The sequence below is a fragment of the Kribbella sp. VKM Ac-2568 genome, from assembly GCF_004345365.1.
GTDB lineage: Bacteria > Actinomycetota > Actinomycetes > Propionibacteriales > Kribbellaceae > Kribbella > Kribbella orskensis.
The window spans coordinates 1-15,196 of the sequence record NZ_SLVF01000019.1 but is presented as its reverse complement, the minus strand read 5'-3'; the positions used below and the strand labels follow the sequence as shown (position 1 = coordinate 15,196).

Annotated in this window: 13 protein-coding genes; 5 read left to right on the top strand and 8 right to left on the bottom strand. The window is 68.5% G+C overall.

From position 1 onward, the window contains the following. Positions 1 to 30: 30 nt before the first annotated feature. The 3 genes from EV648_RS38415 (at position 31) to EV648_RS38405 (ending at position 2,798) form a co-directional block, all read left to right on the top strand. Positions 31 to 399 (top strand): YciI family protein, encoded by a 369-nt coding sequence (locus tag EV648_RS38415; protein ID WP_132300726.1) that lies wholly within the window; start codon positions 31 to 33, stop codon positions 397 to 399. A 248-nt stretch (positions 400 to 647) separates the two neighbouring features. Then, positions 648 to 1,883, top strand: a complete 1,236-nt coding sequence (locus EV648_RS38410; RefSeq protein ID WP_241996030.1) for an RNA polymerase sigma factor — start codon at positions 648 to 650, stop codon at positions 1,881 to 1,883. Positions 1,884 to 1,895: 12 nt separating this feature from the next. Further along, the gene (locus tag EV648_RS38405; protein ID WP_132300722.1) at positions 1,896 to 2,798 is read left to right on the top strand and encodes a phosphotransferase family protein; all 903 of its coding nucleotides are present in this window, start codon (positions 1,896 to 1,898) and stop codon (positions 2,796 to 2,798) included. Here EV648_RS38405 and EV648_RS38400 read toward each other — a convergent pair. Together EV648_RS38400 and glgB are read right to left on the bottom strand one after the other, a co-directional pair. Further along, on the bottom strand, positions 2,767 to 3,819 hold the full coding sequence (locus EV648_RS38400) for a GNAT family N-acetyltransferase (RefSeq protein ID WP_132300720.1): 1,053 nt from the start codon (positions 3,817 to 3,819) through the stop codon (positions 2,767 to 2,769). The two genes, EV648_RS38405 and EV648_RS38400, sit on opposite strands and share 32 nt — an antisense overlap. A 141-nt stretch (positions 3,820 to 3,960) precedes the next feature. Next, positions 3,961 to 5,838, bottom strand: a complete 1,878-nt coding sequence (gene glgB, locus EV648_RS38395) for a 1,4-alpha-glucan branching protein GlgB (protein WP_241996056.1) — start codon at positions 5,836 to 5,838, stop codon at positions 3,961 to 3,963. Between the two features lie 600 nt (positions 5,839 to 6,438). On the opposite strand from glgB, the gene EV648_RS44530 reads away from it, so the two are divergent. Next, a complete protein-coding gene (locus EV648_RS44530) occupies positions 6,439 to 6,906 on the top strand; it encodes a type II toxin-antitoxin system VapC family toxin (protein WP_132300718.1) in 468 nt (155 codons plus the stop codon). A 16-nt stretch (positions 6,907 to 6,922) separates the two neighbouring features. On the opposite strand, the gene EV648_RS38385 is transcribed toward EV648_RS44530, so the two are convergent. From EV648_RS38385 to EV648_RS43535, 5 genes are all read right to left on the bottom strand, one after another. Next, entirely contained in the window at positions 6,923 to 8,338 is a 1,416-nt protein-coding gene (locus EV648_RS38385) for an aminoglycoside phosphotransferase (RefSeq protein WP_132300716.1), read from the bottom strand. Further along, positions 8,335 to 10,059 carry a maltose alpha-D-glucosyltransferase gene (gene treS, locus EV648_RS38380; RefSeq protein WP_132300714.1) on the bottom strand — a complete coding sequence of 575 codons (1,725 nt, stop codon included), beginning with the start codon at positions 10,057 to 10,059 and terminating at the stop codon, positions 8,335 to 8,337. The genes EV648_RS38385 and treS overlap by 4 nt, the downstream gene beginning before the upstream one ends. 340 nt (positions 10,060 to 10,399) lie before the next feature. After that, positions 10,400 to 11,176 (bottom strand): hypothetical protein, encoded by a 777-nt coding sequence (locus tag EV648_RS38375; RefSeq protein ID WP_132300712.1) that lies wholly within the window; start codon positions 11,174 to 11,176, stop codon positions 10,400 to 10,402. A gap of 135 nt (positions 11,177 to 11,311) precedes the next feature. Next, positions 11,312 to 12,484: an OmpA family protein gene (locus EV648_RS38370; RefSeq protein WP_132300710.1), complete on the bottom strand. Its 1,173-nt coding sequence runs from the start codon at positions 12,482 to 12,484 to the stop codon at positions 11,312 to 11,314. A 99-nt stretch (positions 12,485 to 12,583) separates the two neighbouring features. Further along, complete coding sequence (locus tag EV648_RS43535; RefSeq protein ID WP_255512892.1) at positions 12,584 to 12,916, bottom strand: MMPL family transporter; 333 nt, start codon at positions 12,914 to 12,916, stop codon at positions 12,584 to 12,586. A gap of 408 nt (positions 12,917 to 13,324) precedes the next feature. Between EV648_RS43535 and EV648_RS44525 the strand changes: the two genes are divergently transcribed. Then, a complete protein-coding gene (locus EV648_RS44525; protein WP_241996028.1) occupies positions 13,325 to 14,107 on the top strand; it encodes a winged helix-turn-helix domain-containing protein in 783 nt (260 codons plus the stop codon). 254 nt (positions 14,108 to 14,361) lie between these two features. On the opposite strand, the gene EV648_RS45430 is transcribed toward EV648_RS44525, so the two are convergent. Continuing rightward, on the bottom strand, positions 14,362 to 14,703 hold the full coding sequence (locus EV648_RS45430; protein ID WP_370452766.1) for a transposase: 342 nt from the start codon (positions 14,701 to 14,703) through the stop codon (positions 14,362 to 14,364). Positions 14,704 to 15,196: the final 493 nt, after the last annotated feature.

Here is a 15,196-nt window from a genome sequence, read left to right as displayed (position 1 = left end):
AGTAGATACTCCGAGACGAGGGAGCCAGTGATGGCGCAGTACATGTTCCTGTTGTTCGACAGCGAGGACTGGTACGACCGGGTGACGGCGGAGGAGTTCCAGTCCCAGATGAAGTTGCACACCGCGTTCGCGGAAGCGGTGGAGGCGGCCGGCGCCGGCATTCTCGGTGGTGAGGCGCTCGAGCGGTCCTCCACGGCGAGCACGGTCAAGCAGAACAACGGGCAGCCGCTTGTCACCGACGGCCCGTTCATCGAGACCAAGGAAGCCCTAGGCGGCTTCTACGTGATCGAGTGCAAGGACCTCGATCAGGCCCTGGCCCTGGCCAAGCTCTGCCCCTCAGGCAACATCGAGGTCCGCCCCGTCATGGACACCAGGTCCGGCGCCACACCCCCAGCCTGAATACCCGCGGCAGGCCGGCTGCCTCACCACGAGTGGCAGCCGGCCGCCTACGTCAACAACTGCTGCGAGCTCGCTCGCGTGCCCAGCGGGGGCAGGTGGGGTGAGGACGGTCGGCTCGCGTGAGGGCCTGGGGAGCTTGCGGCGCGGGCCGGCTGGGGTGAGGGGCGCGGGTCAGCTGGTGAGTGGTGGCAGCGATGGGATGTTGTGTGGTGGGTGTGTTGGGAGAAGCGGGGGAGGAGGTGGATCGGGTGAGTGGGGGCGGCGTGGGGGCTCGGGAAGTTGTGCAGCTGGTGGATGAGGCGCACCGGGAGTTCTGGTCCACGGTGCTCGCCTCGACGGTGCGGTTGACGCGGGACATCGACCTTGCGGAGGACTGCACCCAGGATGCCTTCGTACAGGCGTTGAGGACCTGGCCCGACGGGGTTCCAACGAACCGCGCCGGCTGGCTCACCACGGTCGCCCGGCGGCTCGCACTGGATCGGCTCCGGCGGGAGACGACGCTGCGCCGGAAGTTGCCGCTGCTGATCGAGGATCCTGCCGCACCGGGCGACGACGAGCGGCCGACCGATCCGCTCCGGCTCGTGTTCACCTGCTGCCACCCCGCGCTCGCTCGCGACTCCCAGGTCGCGCTGACACTCCGCCTGATCTGCGGCCTCACCACCCGCGAGGTCGCCGCCGGCCTGCTCATCAGCGAGACCACCGCAGCAGCGCGAATCACCCGGGCGAAGAAGAAGATCGTCGCCGCGCACATCCCGTACCGGATCCCCGCGGACGACGAGCTCGCCGACCGCCTGGACGCAGTACTGACGGTGGTGCAGCTCGTCTACACCGCCGGCCACGTCGCGGCGGGCCCTGAACTGACGCGAGCCGACCTCACCGGACGTGCTCTGGAGCTCGCCCGGCTCCTTGTGCGGCTGATGCCGACCGAGCCCGAACCGCAGGCCCTGCTCGGCCTGCTCTTGATGACGCAGGCCCGAGGCGACGCCCGAGTCAGCCAAGACGGTGAACTGGTGCTCCTCGCAGACCAGGACCGTTCCCGCTGGGACGCCCGCCTCCTGGCGGAAGGCGTCTCCCGCGCGACGGCCGCGTTGCAGCAGGGCCGCGGTCGCTTCGCCCTCCAAGCCGCGGTCGCCGGCCTGCACGTGACCGCCCCGTCCTGGGAGACGACGGACTGGCACCAGGTGGTCCGCATGTACGACGCGATGCTGCTCAGCTGGCCTTCTCCGATCGTCGCCCTGAACCGCGCCGCCGCCCACAGCCTCGTCCCCGGCGCCGACCTGGACGCGGTACTCGCCGAGCTGGATGCCCTAGGCAACGAGCCCGCACTCAAGTCGTACTCCTACCTGCCCGCCGCCCGCGCCGACGTACTGGCCCGGCTCAACCGCCCCGCCGAAGCCGTCAAGGCCTACGATGAGGCCATTGCCCTCACCATCAACGAAGCCGAGAACCGCTTCCTCCAACGCCGCCGCGCCGCCTTGCTCTGAAAGACTGGAGCTGTGGACGCAGCGATCGAGTACTTCGAGCAGTACGCCGGCGGCCCGGTCCAGCTGATCGGCCAGGGGATGGAAGGCGCCGTCTACGACCTCGGCGACGACCAGGTCGGCAAGGTCTGGTTCGACCGCGAACCGGCTGACGTTCTGCCACTCCAGGCCTTCCTCAGCGAGCTCAACCACCAAGACCTGCCGTTCCGTACTCCGGACATCTCCCGCGTCGACGCCGTCGACGGCCGCGCGGTGAGCATCGAGGCCAAGCTCCGCGGTACTCCGCTGAGCGAATCCCTCGCCGCCGGCGCGATCACCCGGCACCAAGGCTTGGACCTGTTCGCGGAGGTGGTCGAGGCGCTCGGCAAGACCACAGCGGGTTCGGCGAGCAAGGCGCTGCCACTGATCGGCGAGACAACCGCCTCGTGGCGCGGAAGCTGGGGAGAGACGCTGGCCGGAGTCGTCGACCGACGGGCAGCAGCGTCACGCCGGCACCTGGAGAAGGACGTCGACGGGTTCGACCAGTTGCTCGAGAGTGTCCAGGCCAAGCTGAAGGCGATCGACCCGAACGGTCTGCAGATACTTCACGGCGACATCTGCCCGCCGAATCTGCTCGTCGACGAGGACGGGCGAACAGCGCTGCTCGACTGGGGATTCCTCACATCGGCCGGCGACAACACCTTCGACGCTTCGACCGCGGCCGGCTTCTTCGACATGTACGGACCCGACGCCCGCCTGATCGACGATCTGCTGCTCGACCGCTTCGAGGCCGCCGGCCACTCGCGGGAGCGCATGTACCTCTACCGCGCCGCCTACTCGATCACCACGGCCACGATCTACAGCGCGGACGCGAGCGATGGCCACTACCTGTGGTGCGTGGACAACCTCAACCGGGCAGATCTCCGGGACGCTGTTTGATCGGACTGCCGTCGCTGAGGTTGTGCAGCACACCTGGTTCGGCGAGGAGCAGCGGCAGCCGCCGTGCGTTGAGCGGCGACACCAGACCTTGCAGTTCCTCCACGGAGTACCAGGCCACGTTGAGGATCTCGAAGCCGTCCGGATTCAGCGACTCGATGAAAGACGCGTCGTACTGGCCGCCGTCGTACAGGATCTCGATGGCGTCGCCCCAGCCCTCCCAACGCGGTAACCAGTCGATCGCGAGCACGCCCGCGAGCGGCAACGTCGTACCGAGTTCCTCCTGCATCTCGCGCAGCGCGCCCGACGCGGGATCCTCGTCCGGCTCGACCACGCCGCCGGGAAGTTCGAGGTCCTTCTTGTAGCTGACCTTGCACAGCAGCACGCGGTTGGCGGTGTCGCGGATCACCACGTGCGCGATCACCCGCTTCTTCGGCAGCACCGAGTCCATCAGCGCGGTCCACCCGGACAAGGTGTCGACCGCTGGATCCTCGCGGCGAAGGCCGTACACCACGACATCGCGGCGCTCACCTTGCAGCACGGCACCACCGCGCAACAACCCCTCGCGCCGGAAGCCCGAGCGGATCGCGACTCGCGCGGACGAGCGGTTCTCGGGATCCACCTCCGCTTGCAGCCGTTCCAGGCCGAGCTCGCCGAAGGCGTAGACCACCAGCAGCCGTACCGCGCGGCGCGCCACCCGCTGTCCGCGGTACGGCTTGTACGTCGTCCAGGAGACCGAGCCGACGCCGGGGGAGATGCGGCGGACCTCGACGTTGCCGACCGGTCCGGGCTGCCCGGGGAGCTCGATGACGAAGTTCACCACCGCCCGGTCATCGGCGTACAGCGCGCGCCAGCGCTCGACCCCCTCGGCCAGGTTCGCGCGGGTCGGAGTACCGGGGAAGTCGAACCAGCGGGCCATCTCGTCGTCGGCCAGGCCATAGGCGAGGTCGATGTCCTCGTCGCGCCAGGGACGCAGTGTCAGCTCACCATCGGTCAAGGTCGGTTGAGGAGGCACGGCGGTCACCCCGCGAACGCTACCCGATCGGGCCAGGAACAACTTTCCGCGGACTTCGGGCATCACAGTCCGTACCGGCGTGTGGGCTCCATCGGGGACGGATGTAGCCTCACACGCCGGCCTGCTGTCGAGGCCCGGTTCCTCGCGCTGTCAGCCCTCGGTCGACTCCGGCTCGTAGCGGAACCACACCGTGCCGAGCGGCGGTACGGAGATCTCGGCGCTGCTCGCCATCCCGTGCCAGCCCGGGCCGTTCGCCTCGAAACCGCCGAAGTTGCCGACCCCTGATCCGCCGTACACCTCGGCGTCGGAGTTGACGAGCTCGTGCCAGTGCCCGGTGAACGGCAGCCCGATCCGGTACCCGTGGTGCGGGATCGCGGAGAAGTTGGCCACGCAGGCCAGCGTCGGCTCACCCGGCTCGCCGTACCGGACGAACGAGAAGACGTTGTTGCCGGCGTCGTTCGCGTCGATCCAGGAGAACTTCTCGGGGGAGTGGTCGGCGCCCCAGAGCGCCTTGGTGTCCTTGTAGCTGCCGTTCAGGTCCTTGACCAGTTGCTGCAGGCCCCGGTGGTCGCTGTGGTCCAGCAGCCACCAGTCCAGCTCGCCCTTCTCGGACCACTCGGACTCCTGGCCGAACTCGCAGCCCATGAAGAGCAGTTGCTTGCCCGGATGGGCCCACATCATCGCCAGGTACGCGCGCAGGTTCGCGAGTTGCTGCCAGCGGTCACCCGGCATCTTGCGCAGCAGCGAGCCCTTGCCGTGCACGACCTCGTCGTGGGACAGCGGCAGCACGAAGTTCTCGGAGTACGCGTACATCATCGAGAACGTCATCTCGTGGTGGTGGTACTGCCGGTGGACCGGCTCGTGCTCCAGGTAGCGGAGAGAGTCGTTCATCCAGCCCATGTTCCACTTGAAGCCGAAGCCGAGTCCGCCCAGATGCGTCGCCCGGGTGACGCCCGGCCAGGAGGTCGACTCCTCGGCCACGGTGATGACGCCCGGCACCCGCTTGTAGAGGGTCGCGTTCATCTCCTGCAGGAACGACACCGCCTCGAGGTTCTCGCGGCCGCCGTACTGGTTCGGCACCCACTGGCCCTCGTCGCGGGAGTAGTCCAGGTAGAGCATCGAGGCGACGGCGTCGACGCGCAGCCCGTCGATGTGGAACTCCTCGGCCCAGTAGACAGCGTTCGCGACCAGGAAGTTGCGCACCTGCGGACGGCCGAAGTCGAACACCAGCGTGCCCCAGTCGGGCTGCTCACCGCGGCGCGGGTCCGGGTGCTCGTACAGCGGCGTCCCGTCGAAGCGCGCCAGCGCCCAGGCGTCCTTCGGGAAGTGCGCCGGCACCCAGTCGACGATCACGCCGATGTTTGCCTGGTGCAACGAATCGACCAGGAGGCGGAAGTCGTCCGGGTCGCCGAAGCGCGACGTCGGCGCGAAGTACGAGGTGACCTGGTAACCCCAGGAACCGCCGAACGGGTGCTCCATCACCGGCATCAGCTCGACGTGGGTGAAGCCCATCTCGGTGACGTAGGCAACGAGTTCGTCGGCGAGCTCGCGGTACGACTTGCCCTTGCGCCACGAGCCGAGGTGCACCTCGTAGACGCTCATCGGCTCGGCAAAGGCCTGCGAGGAGGCTCGGTGGTCGATCCAGGCCGCGTCCTTCCACTCGTAGGACGAGTCGTGCACCACCGAGGCGTTCGCGGGGGGAGTCTCGGCCAGGTTCGCCATCGGGTCGGCCTTCTGCCGCCAGACGCCGTCCCGCCCGCAGATGTCGAACTTGTACCGCGTGCCCGGGCCGACGCCCGGCACGAACAGTTCCCAGACGCCGGACGAGCCCATCGTGCGCATCGGGTGCGCGCGGCCGTCCCAGAAGTTGAAGTCGGCGGTCAGCCGGATGCCCTGCGCGTTGGGCGCCCAGACGGCGAACGAAGTACCGGTGACGGTGCCGGTCGGGCCGTCGTACCGGCGGACGTGTGCGCCGAGCACGGTCCACAACTGCTCGTGCCGGCCTTCGCCGATCAGGTGCAGGTCCATCTCGCCGAGCGACGGGAGGTACCGGTACGGGTCGTCGACCTCGAGCGCCGGTCCGTCGGTGTAGGTGACCTCGAGCCGGTAGTCCGGCACCTTGTCGACGTCGAGCACGCCGACCCAGACACCCTCGAACTCGTGCTCCAGCTCGATCCGCTGGTCGTCGTACACCGCCGTCACAGTGCTCGCGAACGGCCGCAGCACCCGCAGCGTCACCACTCCGTCGCCGAGATGCGGCCCGAGCACCTGGTGCGGATCGTGATACGTCCCGCCAACCAGCCTCTCCAGCACCCCACGATCGACCGTGACCGCCTTGCTCCCCGAGGACTTCCCGATCGGCTCGACATGCGCAGCCTCATAAGCCGACGCCTGCGCAGGCTCAAACGCCTGAACCTGCGGCCCCTCAAACGCCTCCGGCCCGCTCGACTCGGTAAACGCGGAGGACCCGCCAGCTAGCGGCTGCCCAAGCGGTTCAGTCGGCGTCGGTTCAGCCGACGCGGGCTGCTGACTCTGCCCCAACGGCTCGGTGGGCGTGGGCTCAGCGGTAGTCGGTGCGGTTTCGGGAGCCGGCTCTGAGGTGGGACCGGCCGGCATCTCGATGGCCTGATGACGTTCTTCGCCCGTCGCCTCGGAGGCCGGCTGTCCCGCCTGGTCGCGCTCGCTCGAATCCATACGCCCATCCTGCCCGATCGAAGCCATTTCCAGTGCACCCCGTACCCGCCGAACCAAGACCTACACAGCTCCCGGGACGGACGGGGTCCCCTGCTGGTTCCGACCCTCGTGATCACCGAGGTCACCTACTTGCTGGCAAGCCGGATCGGGACGACCGCCGAAGTACGGTTCCTTGGCGATCTGGCCGAAGGCAACCTGGTCGCCGAGCCCGTAGTGCCGCGGGACTGGCTGCGGATCGCCGAGCTGGCGGCGGTCTATCGCGACCTGCCCCTTGGTACGGCGGACGCGTCAGTGGTGGCCGCGGCCGAACGTCTCGGCATCGCCCAGGTGGCGACCCTCGACCGCCGTCACTTCAGCGTCGTTCGTCCACTACACGTCGACGCCTTCGAACTGGTGCCCTGACTTGCGCCGGCGGCACCTACTCCGTGGTGCTGAGTTGGGCTGCGGCGGCTAGGGGGATGGGGAGCCAGGTGGGGCGGTTGCGGGCCTCGTAGAGGGTCTCGTAGATGACCTTGTCGGCGAGGAACGCGCTCAGCAGGACGCTCTCGTCGCGGGGATCCGAGCCGGCCACCTCGGCGTATCCGTCGCAGAAGGCGCGGCGGTTCCGGTTGGCCCATTCGGCGGCCCGGTAGGCGATCTGCTGATCGCCTTGGTGGTCCGCGAGCAAGGAGCGGGCCGCGTAGTCGAAGGAGCGCAGCATGCCCGCGATGTCCTTGACCGGGGTGTCCAGCGCGCGCCGCTCGATCAGCGACTTGGCCGGCTCGCCCTCGAAGTCGATCAGCTTCCAGCCCTCGATGGTCCGCAGTACCTGACCCAGGTGGAAATCACCGTGGATCCGCTGCACCGTGACCGGTACGTCGTACGCCGCGAGGGCGTCGAACGCACGGCCCAGGCCCTCGGCGTACTGGCCGAGCTCGGGGATCGCCGCGACCGCCTTGTCCAGGCGGCGCTTCATCGCGGCCGAGTGCTCGACCATCTGCGACGGCTCCCAGACGTCCGTGCCCAGCGCCTTCGCCAGCTCGGCGTGTACCTCGGCAGTCGCCGCGCCGAGCCGGTGCGACTCTCCCGCGAAGTCGCCGCCGACCTCCTCGGCGTGCAGGTCCGCCTCGGCGTACAGGTCACGCACCGAGGTGGTCGCATACGACCAGCCGTCGGTGGAGTTCTTCTCGAACGCCGTCATCATCGCCAGGTCGCCGGAGTCGGTCCCGCCGCCGGCGCGCGGCCAGGAGCCCCGCGCCGACCCGAGCACCTCCGGGACCAGGTCCGAGCCGGCCTCGGTGAGCGCCGACTCGATCTCGACGCCGGGATTGCTCCCGGGCTCGAGCCGGCGGAACACCTTCAGCAGCGCGGTGTCGCCGAAGACCAGCGACGTGTTGCTCTGCTCGACCGTGAGCACCAGCGACTGTGCGTCGTCCGGTACCACGAGGCTGCGCTCGGGCGCGTGGACCGGATGGAACTCGAGTCCGTCCAGCCGGCGCCCGTGCGTCAGCGCGTCCAGCCAGTACGGCGTCGCTTCCTTGTCGTGCAGCGCGTCGTACACCCAGACCCGGGTGTCGCCCAGGTCCGGTTCGTCCCACTCGCCCACGAACGCGTGGCTGTGGTTGTCGACCGGGGCGGTGTGGTAGCTGAGCGGCAACTGGTAGACCCGGATTGCGTTTTCCGCGCCGGGCGGGCCGGCGCAGTAGACGAACCCGATCCGGACCGCGGGCCAGGCGCCCTCGTCCGACAGCCACGCCGAGGTAGCCATCGCGTCGACGTGGACGTCATGTCCCTTCTCGCCGAACCACCGCTGGTTGGCGCAGAAGGACTGGACCTGGTCCAGATGGGAAGTCACGAAGAGCTCTCCTCACGATCAGCCGCCTTGTTGACCGGCAAGCGGAACCAGTAGAAGCCGTGCGCACCGAGCGTGAGCAGGTAGGGCAGCTCGCCGATGGTCGGGAAGTGCACCCCACCGAGCAGCTCGACCGGCTCCACGCCCTGCCACTGCCGCAGGTCCAGTTCGATGGGCTGCGGGAAGCGTGACAGGTTGTTCACGCAGAGCACCACGTCGTCACCGAACTCGCGAACGTAGGACAGCACGCTCGGGTTGGAACCGCCTAGATCAGTGAAAGTACCCATGCCGAAACACGGGTGCTGCTTGCGGGTCTGGATCATCCGCCGGGTCCAGTGCAGCAGCGACGACGCGTTCTCCATCTCCGCCTCGACGTTCACCGCCTGGAACCCGTAGACCGGGTCCATGATCACCGGCAGGCTCAGCTTGCCCGGGGTAGCCGTGGAGAACGACGCGTTCCGGTCCGGCGACCACTGCATCGGAGTACGGACGCCGTCGCGGTCGCCGAGCCAGATGTTGTCGCCCATGCCGATCTCGTCGCCGTAGTACAGGATCGGCGAGCCGGGCAGCGACAGCAGCATCGCGGTGAACAGTTCCATCCGGTTCACGTCGTTGTCGAGCAACGGCGCGAGCCGGCGGCGGATGCCGATGTTCGCCTTCATCCGCGGGTCCTGGGCGTACTCGCCCCACATGTAGTCGCGCTCTTCGTCGGTCACCATCTCGAGCGTGAGCTCGTCGTGGTTGCGCAGGAAGATGCCCCACTGGCAGGTGTCGGGGATCTGCGGGGTCTGGGCCAGGATCTCCGAGATCGGGAACCGCGACTCGCGCCGCACGCCCATGAAGATCCGCGGCATCACCGGGAAGTGGAACGCCATCTGGCACTCGTCACCACCGGACTCGCGGTCGCCGAAGTACTCGACCACGTCGCCGGGCCACTGGTTCGCCTCGCAGAGCAGGACGCGGTCGGTGTAGTTCGCGTCCACCTCCTTGCGGACCCGCTTCAGGAACTCGTGCGTCCTGGGCAGGTTCTCGCAGTTGGTGCCCTCCTCCTCGAACAGGTAGGGGACCGCATCCAGCCGGAACCCGTCGACGCCGAGGTCGAGCCAGAACTTCAGCGCCTCGATCATCGCGTCGCCGACGGCCGGGTTCTCGAAGTTCAGGTCGGGCTGGTTGGAGTAGAACCGGTGCCAGAAGTACTGCTGGCGGACCGGGTCCCAGGTCCAGTTCGACGTCTCGCTGTCGACGAAGATGATCCGCGCGTCGGAGTACGCCGTGTCCGTGTCGGACCAGACGTAGAAGTCGCCGTACGGGCCGTCCGGGTTGTTGCGGGACTCCTGGAACCAGGGGTGCTGGTCCGAGGTGTGGTTCATCACGAAGTCGACGATGATCCGGATGCCGCGCGCGTGCGCGGCCTCCATGAACGCGGCGAAGTCGGCGATCGTGCCGACCTCGGGCATCACGTTCGTGTAGTCGGAGATGTCGTAGCCGCCGTCACGCAGGGGTGAGGGGTAGAACGGCGGAAGCCAGAGACAGTCCACGCCGAGCCACTCGAGGTAGTCGAGTTTCTCGGTCAAGCCTTGCAGGTCGCCGATGCCGTCGGCGTTCGAGTCCTTGAAGGACCGCACGAGGACCTCGTAGAAAACGGCCCGCTTGAACCACAGCGGGTCACTCTTCGTCAGTCCGTGGTGCTGCTCCGGCAGCATGTCGGTCACGCTCACCTCCATCGGGTGTATCCCCTCGGTCCAAACCTAGCGGTACTGCGGGCTGCCGCCACCGGGTCGATCCGGCGACGCGCGGGTGGACTCCTGCCCCAGCACGGGAATTCTCTGTTCTCCCATACCCGATCGGCGCGGTCCCAAAAGGGAACCCCGATCGGCACAGTCCTGCAGAAGGCACGGCTGAAGGTGAGTCCGAGCACTGAATAAACGCTGCGGGATAGGCGGGCCCGGACGGCGTTCTGCTCAGTGTGACGGGCGTTTGCCAGTACAAGCAAATGGGGCTCGATCGCCCTATTCGCGGTCCGATTCGTGACCCGGACTGCGTTGCTTTACGGACCGCGGGTCGTTATTTTCCGGGGCTCGCGGACTTGCGGGGCTTGCGGGCGTACTTGGTGAAGCCGGCGCGTTCGGCGTCGGTCTCGGCGCGGAACCAGACCTCGGGTTTGGTCCGGCCGTAGTACGGCGAGTCGGGCGTGTGGAACAGCATCGACTGCACGTTGCCCTTGATCGTGAACCCGTCCGGCGGCCCCTGATGCGGCACCGCCTCGGCCGAGCCCTCGCCGTACCGCCCCGGCGGAATTGCATCAGTTTCAGCCTGTACCTCGTGTGCCGCGGGCTTGGGGTCGTCGAACAGAGTCGGCTCCGCGTGCCCGTTCTCGACATCCATCCGCCGCGAGAACGCAGGAGCAGCCACCGCCTTCGCCTGTACTACGGGCGCGGGCTCGGCCTGCTCCTCAGGCTTGACGGGTTCCGGTTCGGGGAGTGGCTCCGGATCGGCGACGCGAGTTTCCTCGCGATCGGGGAGTGGTTCCGGGATGGCTGCCTGGGAATCCTCGTGCTGGGTCTGGTCGAAGGCCTCGACCGGTTCCTCAGGGAGGCGCTCGGCTGGTTCCTCGAAGCGGCGGGGCGGCGCGGCGGCCGCAGTACCGGCTGCTGCTACGCCGGCCCCGACGAGAACCTCACTCATCTCCTCGGATTCCTCGGCCGCCTCGCGGGTCTGCTCCCTGGCGGCCACCTTCGCCTGCGACTGCTCCCGGCGTGCCAGCAGGAACCAGGTGATCGCCGCGCCGAGCACGAACGCGAGCAACGTCCACAGCCAGTTGTGCCGTACCAGCCACCCCATCAGCGCACGCCCTTCGAACGCGCGGGCAGGGCACGGTGCAGCAGCCAGGCGGCGGCGCTGCCGACCACGAACGCGGCCAGCAGCAGGATCCAGACCTGCGCGATCAGCCAACTCATCAAATTCCCCTAAGGAACTCTATGGAACTCGGATCTCGACCCGGCGGTTCGCTATCCGGCCGGCGGAGGTGGTGTTGGGCGCCACCGGACGGGTCTCCCCGTAACCGCGGCTGGTGATGCGCTCGGCGGGTACGCCGAGCCGGACCAGCGTCGCCTTGACGGCGTCGGCACGCTGCTGTGACAGCGGCAGGCTGGTCGCTGGGCTGCCGAGGTTGTCGGTGTGGCCGCCGACCTCGACTTCGACTGAGTCGCAGCTCTTCAGCAGCGAGGCCGCGCGCACCACCGAGGGCCGGGAGGCCTCGTTCACGATGGCGGTCCCGGACAGGAAGACGATCTTGTTCTGCGTCATCAGCCGGGCAAGCCGAGCCTCGAAGGTCTGGCACGCCTCGCTGACCTTCGGCTTGTCGGCGGTCGGCACCTGCAGCTGGTTGGCGATCACCGCACCCGGTACGGCGGTGGCCGCGGCGCGGGCCGCGGTCGCCTTGCTGGCCTGGTCCGCGACCTTGCCGCTGAGAGTGACCGTGGCGCCGTCGTACTTCACCGAGGCCTCGCCGGCCGCGCTCGAGAGCGCCTGCAGCAATGCGGTCAGAGCTGCCGGGTTCGGCAGGCCCGCGGCCGGGTCGACGCTGAGCTGGTTGTCGAACTTCATGCCCTCGGTGAGCAGACCGTCGATCTCCTTGGCCACGGAGTCCTTGGTGGCCTGGTCCCGCACGACCGCCTGGACGGTGAGCGAGTCTTCCGTCCTCGTCACCGCGAAGGGCGCGATCGCCACCTCTTCCTCGGTGGTCGTCGGCGTCTCGGTGGGTGTCGCGGTCGGATCGGCCGTGACCTCCGACTGGGCGACATTGCTGCCGCCCCTGGTGCTCGCGGTCCGAACCCCGTCCACCGCGGCCACCACAGCTCTGGCCTCGGTCGCGTCACCCCCGGCCGGTACGACGACCGTCGCGTCCCGCCCGGAGAAATCGACCTGTACTCCGGTGATGCCGCGGGCGTCGAGTGCTGCCAGCGAACGGTCGCGGAGGTCGTCCTCGGTCGGGCCGGTGCGCACCGCGATCAGCACAGCCGTGAGCAGGACCGGAACGATCAGGGCAGCCAGCACCCAGACAAGTGCGGGCCGCCGCCGGCCGAGTCCGGTACTCGTCGTGGCGGCCGGAGTGTTGTCGGACCGGGATTCGTCCGGGGATCCGGGCACTGTTCCTCCGTCGGATGCGGTCAAAAGTGACCGTGCGCGAGGACATTACTCCGTCAGGCGGCCACTGCGCACGCCAACCCGCGAACGTGCCCGTGGGGATCAGCCCGGGGTGGACTCGGTCAGGCCGATGCGGGTGTGGAAAGTGCGCAGGGGAGCGGGGGACCACCAGGCCCAGCGACCCATCAGACGGAAGGCGGCGGGCACGAGAATGCCCCGGATCAGCGTGGCGTCGATCAGGACGGCCAGGCCGCTGCCGATGCCGAACAACTGGATGAAGCTGACCGAGCTGGTCCCGAAGGCGAAGAAGCTGACCGACAGGATCACCGCCGCCATCGACACGATCCGCCCGCTGCGGGCCAACCCCGTGGTGACCGAGCCGGTCAGGGTGGCGCCTTCGTTGTGCTGTACCTCGATCCGGCTGAGCACGAACACCTCGTAGTTGGCGACCGGACCGGTACTGATCAGGTTGAGTTGCCAACAGCAACAATCCGGCGACCACCGGCAGCGAAGAAGAGCGGGAAGAGCAGCAGAGCGGCGAGCGCGACGGTCAGCGCACTGATCATCCGCCGCCCGATCGGGATCGGAACCCGATAGTGCGGCCGGCGGTCTCCGACGCCGCTGCGAGCCCGTTCGGCTGCCTGGTGGTACGCCGCGACTCAGCGCGACCGTGGAAGGCCCATTCCGTGGCGCTCCGTAGAGAACCCCTGTCCAAGAGTGTCCGGCTTAGGCCAGGGCGCATTTGTGCCAGCGGTGCCTGCAGGTAATCCCTTGACTAAACCTTCGCGGTTGGCCGTACTTATCCTGCGACTGACCCCGGCATGCGGTGAACGGAGGGGCTCCATGGAGAGGCCGCCGGACTCGTCATTGATCATCGGGGTGGCCACGTCCACCGCCGAGCGGGTGCAACTCGCCCGGTTGCTGGGTGGTGCCGACGCGCTGCTGCTCGTCTCCAGTGCAGAACAGGCCCGCGCCTTCCTGGACCTCACGACCGCGTGCGAGTCGACCCCCGTAGTACTGACTCCCACAGTGTTGCCCACGGCATCCAGGGGAGCGGTCACTGCCCAGATCGAGTCACCCCTGCCCACATCTGGTCGCCACCCGGACTCCCGGCCAGCGGTAGTGGCGGCCCCACCCGCAGCGGTCGCGGCACCCACCCACCCCGGCGTTGCGGCACCCACCCACCCCGGCGTCGTGGCTCCCGCAGCGGTTGCGGGACCACCCGCCGTGTTGGTGGGACCGCCCGCGGCGGTGGCGGGCCCGCCCGGGGCGGTGGCGGGTCCGCCCGGGGCGGTGGCCGGTCCGCCCGCGGCGGTGGCCGCAGTACCGGCCTCTGACGAGGCGCTACGTCTCGACGAGGACCGTCGGGTGGCGCGCTGGAAGGACCGCGAGATCCCGCTGACCCGCCTGGAACACGACTTCCTGCACTGCCTGGTGAAAGAACCGGGCCAGGTCTGGACCTACCAGCGCCTCCACCACGCCGTCTGGGGCAACGAACACCTGGGCCACGGCTCCCACATCCACTCAGTCGTCAAACGCCTCCGCCAGAAGCTCGCCGAACTAGGCGCCTCCGTAACCATCCACGCAGTCCGAGGCGTCGGCTTCCACCTCCTACCAGCCGCCTAGAACACAGTTCCTCAGCCAGGATGCTGGTAACACGTCAGGCTGAAGCGGCGAAGGTTGTACCTGGTTCGGCCCCTGCCAACTGGGCCGCAGGGCCTGCTTGGGAGTCGGCTCCGGCCCACGACCCGGCCGCCCGATGACGGGCTCTTCGGCCGCTGGCGCCTTATAGAGCCTGTTGAGGAATGGTGTTGGTTGGCGGAGGGCAGGGCTGGGTGGTCGGTGGGTGTCGGGCCCGTGGGCGGTTGCCCGGGGGGCTGTTAGGTGGTGCAGGTGGTGGTGCGGTGGAGTTTGAGGATGTTGGTGGCGGCGGCTGCGAGGTGGAGTTCGCTGGTGGCGGCTTGGAGGCCGCGGCGGCTGAAGGTGCGGAGTCCGATGAGGTCTTTGAGGTGGCCGATGACGGTTTCGACGGTGGCGCCGCGGCGTTTGTAGGCTTGGTGTGCTTGGGGGTTTGGAGCCGGTGTCGCATTTGTGCGGTCGCGGTGGTGTTGGCCGGTGGTGGTCCGCTGGTGGGGTTGGTGGTCGCGGCCCGGGTCTGGTCGCGGTGTTTGCCCAGCGCGATGAGCCGGTCGGGGCCTTCGGCGGTGAGGTTGTTCTCGGATAGGTAGCCGGCGTCGAACAGGATCAGGTTGATGCCGTGATGGCTGTGGGTTTCCTGGCCTGCTTGGGGTGCTGGTTCGGTGTGGCAGGTGGGTGGGCGGTGGGCCTGCAGGATCGCGGCGGCGTTGGTCGCGGCGGTCATCATCGGGATGGCTTGGTCGGTGTCGGTGGTGTCTTGGGTGAGGGTGGCGGCCAGGATGAGGTGGTCGTCGGTGACGGCGAGTTGGGCGTTGTAGCCCTGGATCCAGCCCTTGCGGGTGGGCATGATCCGCGAGTCGGGGTCGGTGACGTTGCGGCGTGGCTGTCCTTTGGACGGTTTCTTCGCGGCGGCCCGTTCCTGTTCGCGGAGCCTGGCGTCTCGCTCGGCATGGCGTTGTTCGGCCTTGACCAGCGCGGCCCGGGCGACCTGGACCGCGCGGGAGTCCTCGACCCCGACCGGCCGACGCCGACGGCCCGGGACCCGGCCCCGGCGCACCCCTGGCTGCGGTTCGGGGT

Excerpts from the sequence above, each read along its gene's own strand:
- glgB (WP_241996056.1), bottom strand. The coding sequence starts at position 5,838 with ATGGACCTGCACCTGATCGGCGAAGGCCGGCACGAGCAGTTGTGGACC.
- EV648_RS44530 (WP_132300718.1), top strand. The coding sequence starts at position 6,439 with ATGACGTTCTTCGCCCGTCGCCTCGGAGGCCGGCTGTCCCGCCTGGTC.
- EV648_RS38415 (WP_132300726.1), top strand. The coding sequence starts at position 31 with ATGGCGCAGTACATGTTCCTGTTGTTCGACAGCGAGGACTGGTACGAC.
- EV648_RS38375 (WP_132300712.1), bottom strand. The coding sequence starts at position 11,176 with ATGGGGTGGCTGGTACGGCACAACTGGCTGTGGACGTTGCTCGCGTTC.
- EV648_RS44525 (WP_241996028.1), top strand. The coding sequence starts at position 13,325 with ATGGAGAGGCCGCCGGACTCGTCATTGATCATCGGGGTGGCCACGTCC.
- treS (WP_132300714.1), bottom strand. The coding sequence starts at position 10,059 with ATGGAGGTGAGCGTGACCGACATGCTGCCGGAGCAGCACCACGGACTG.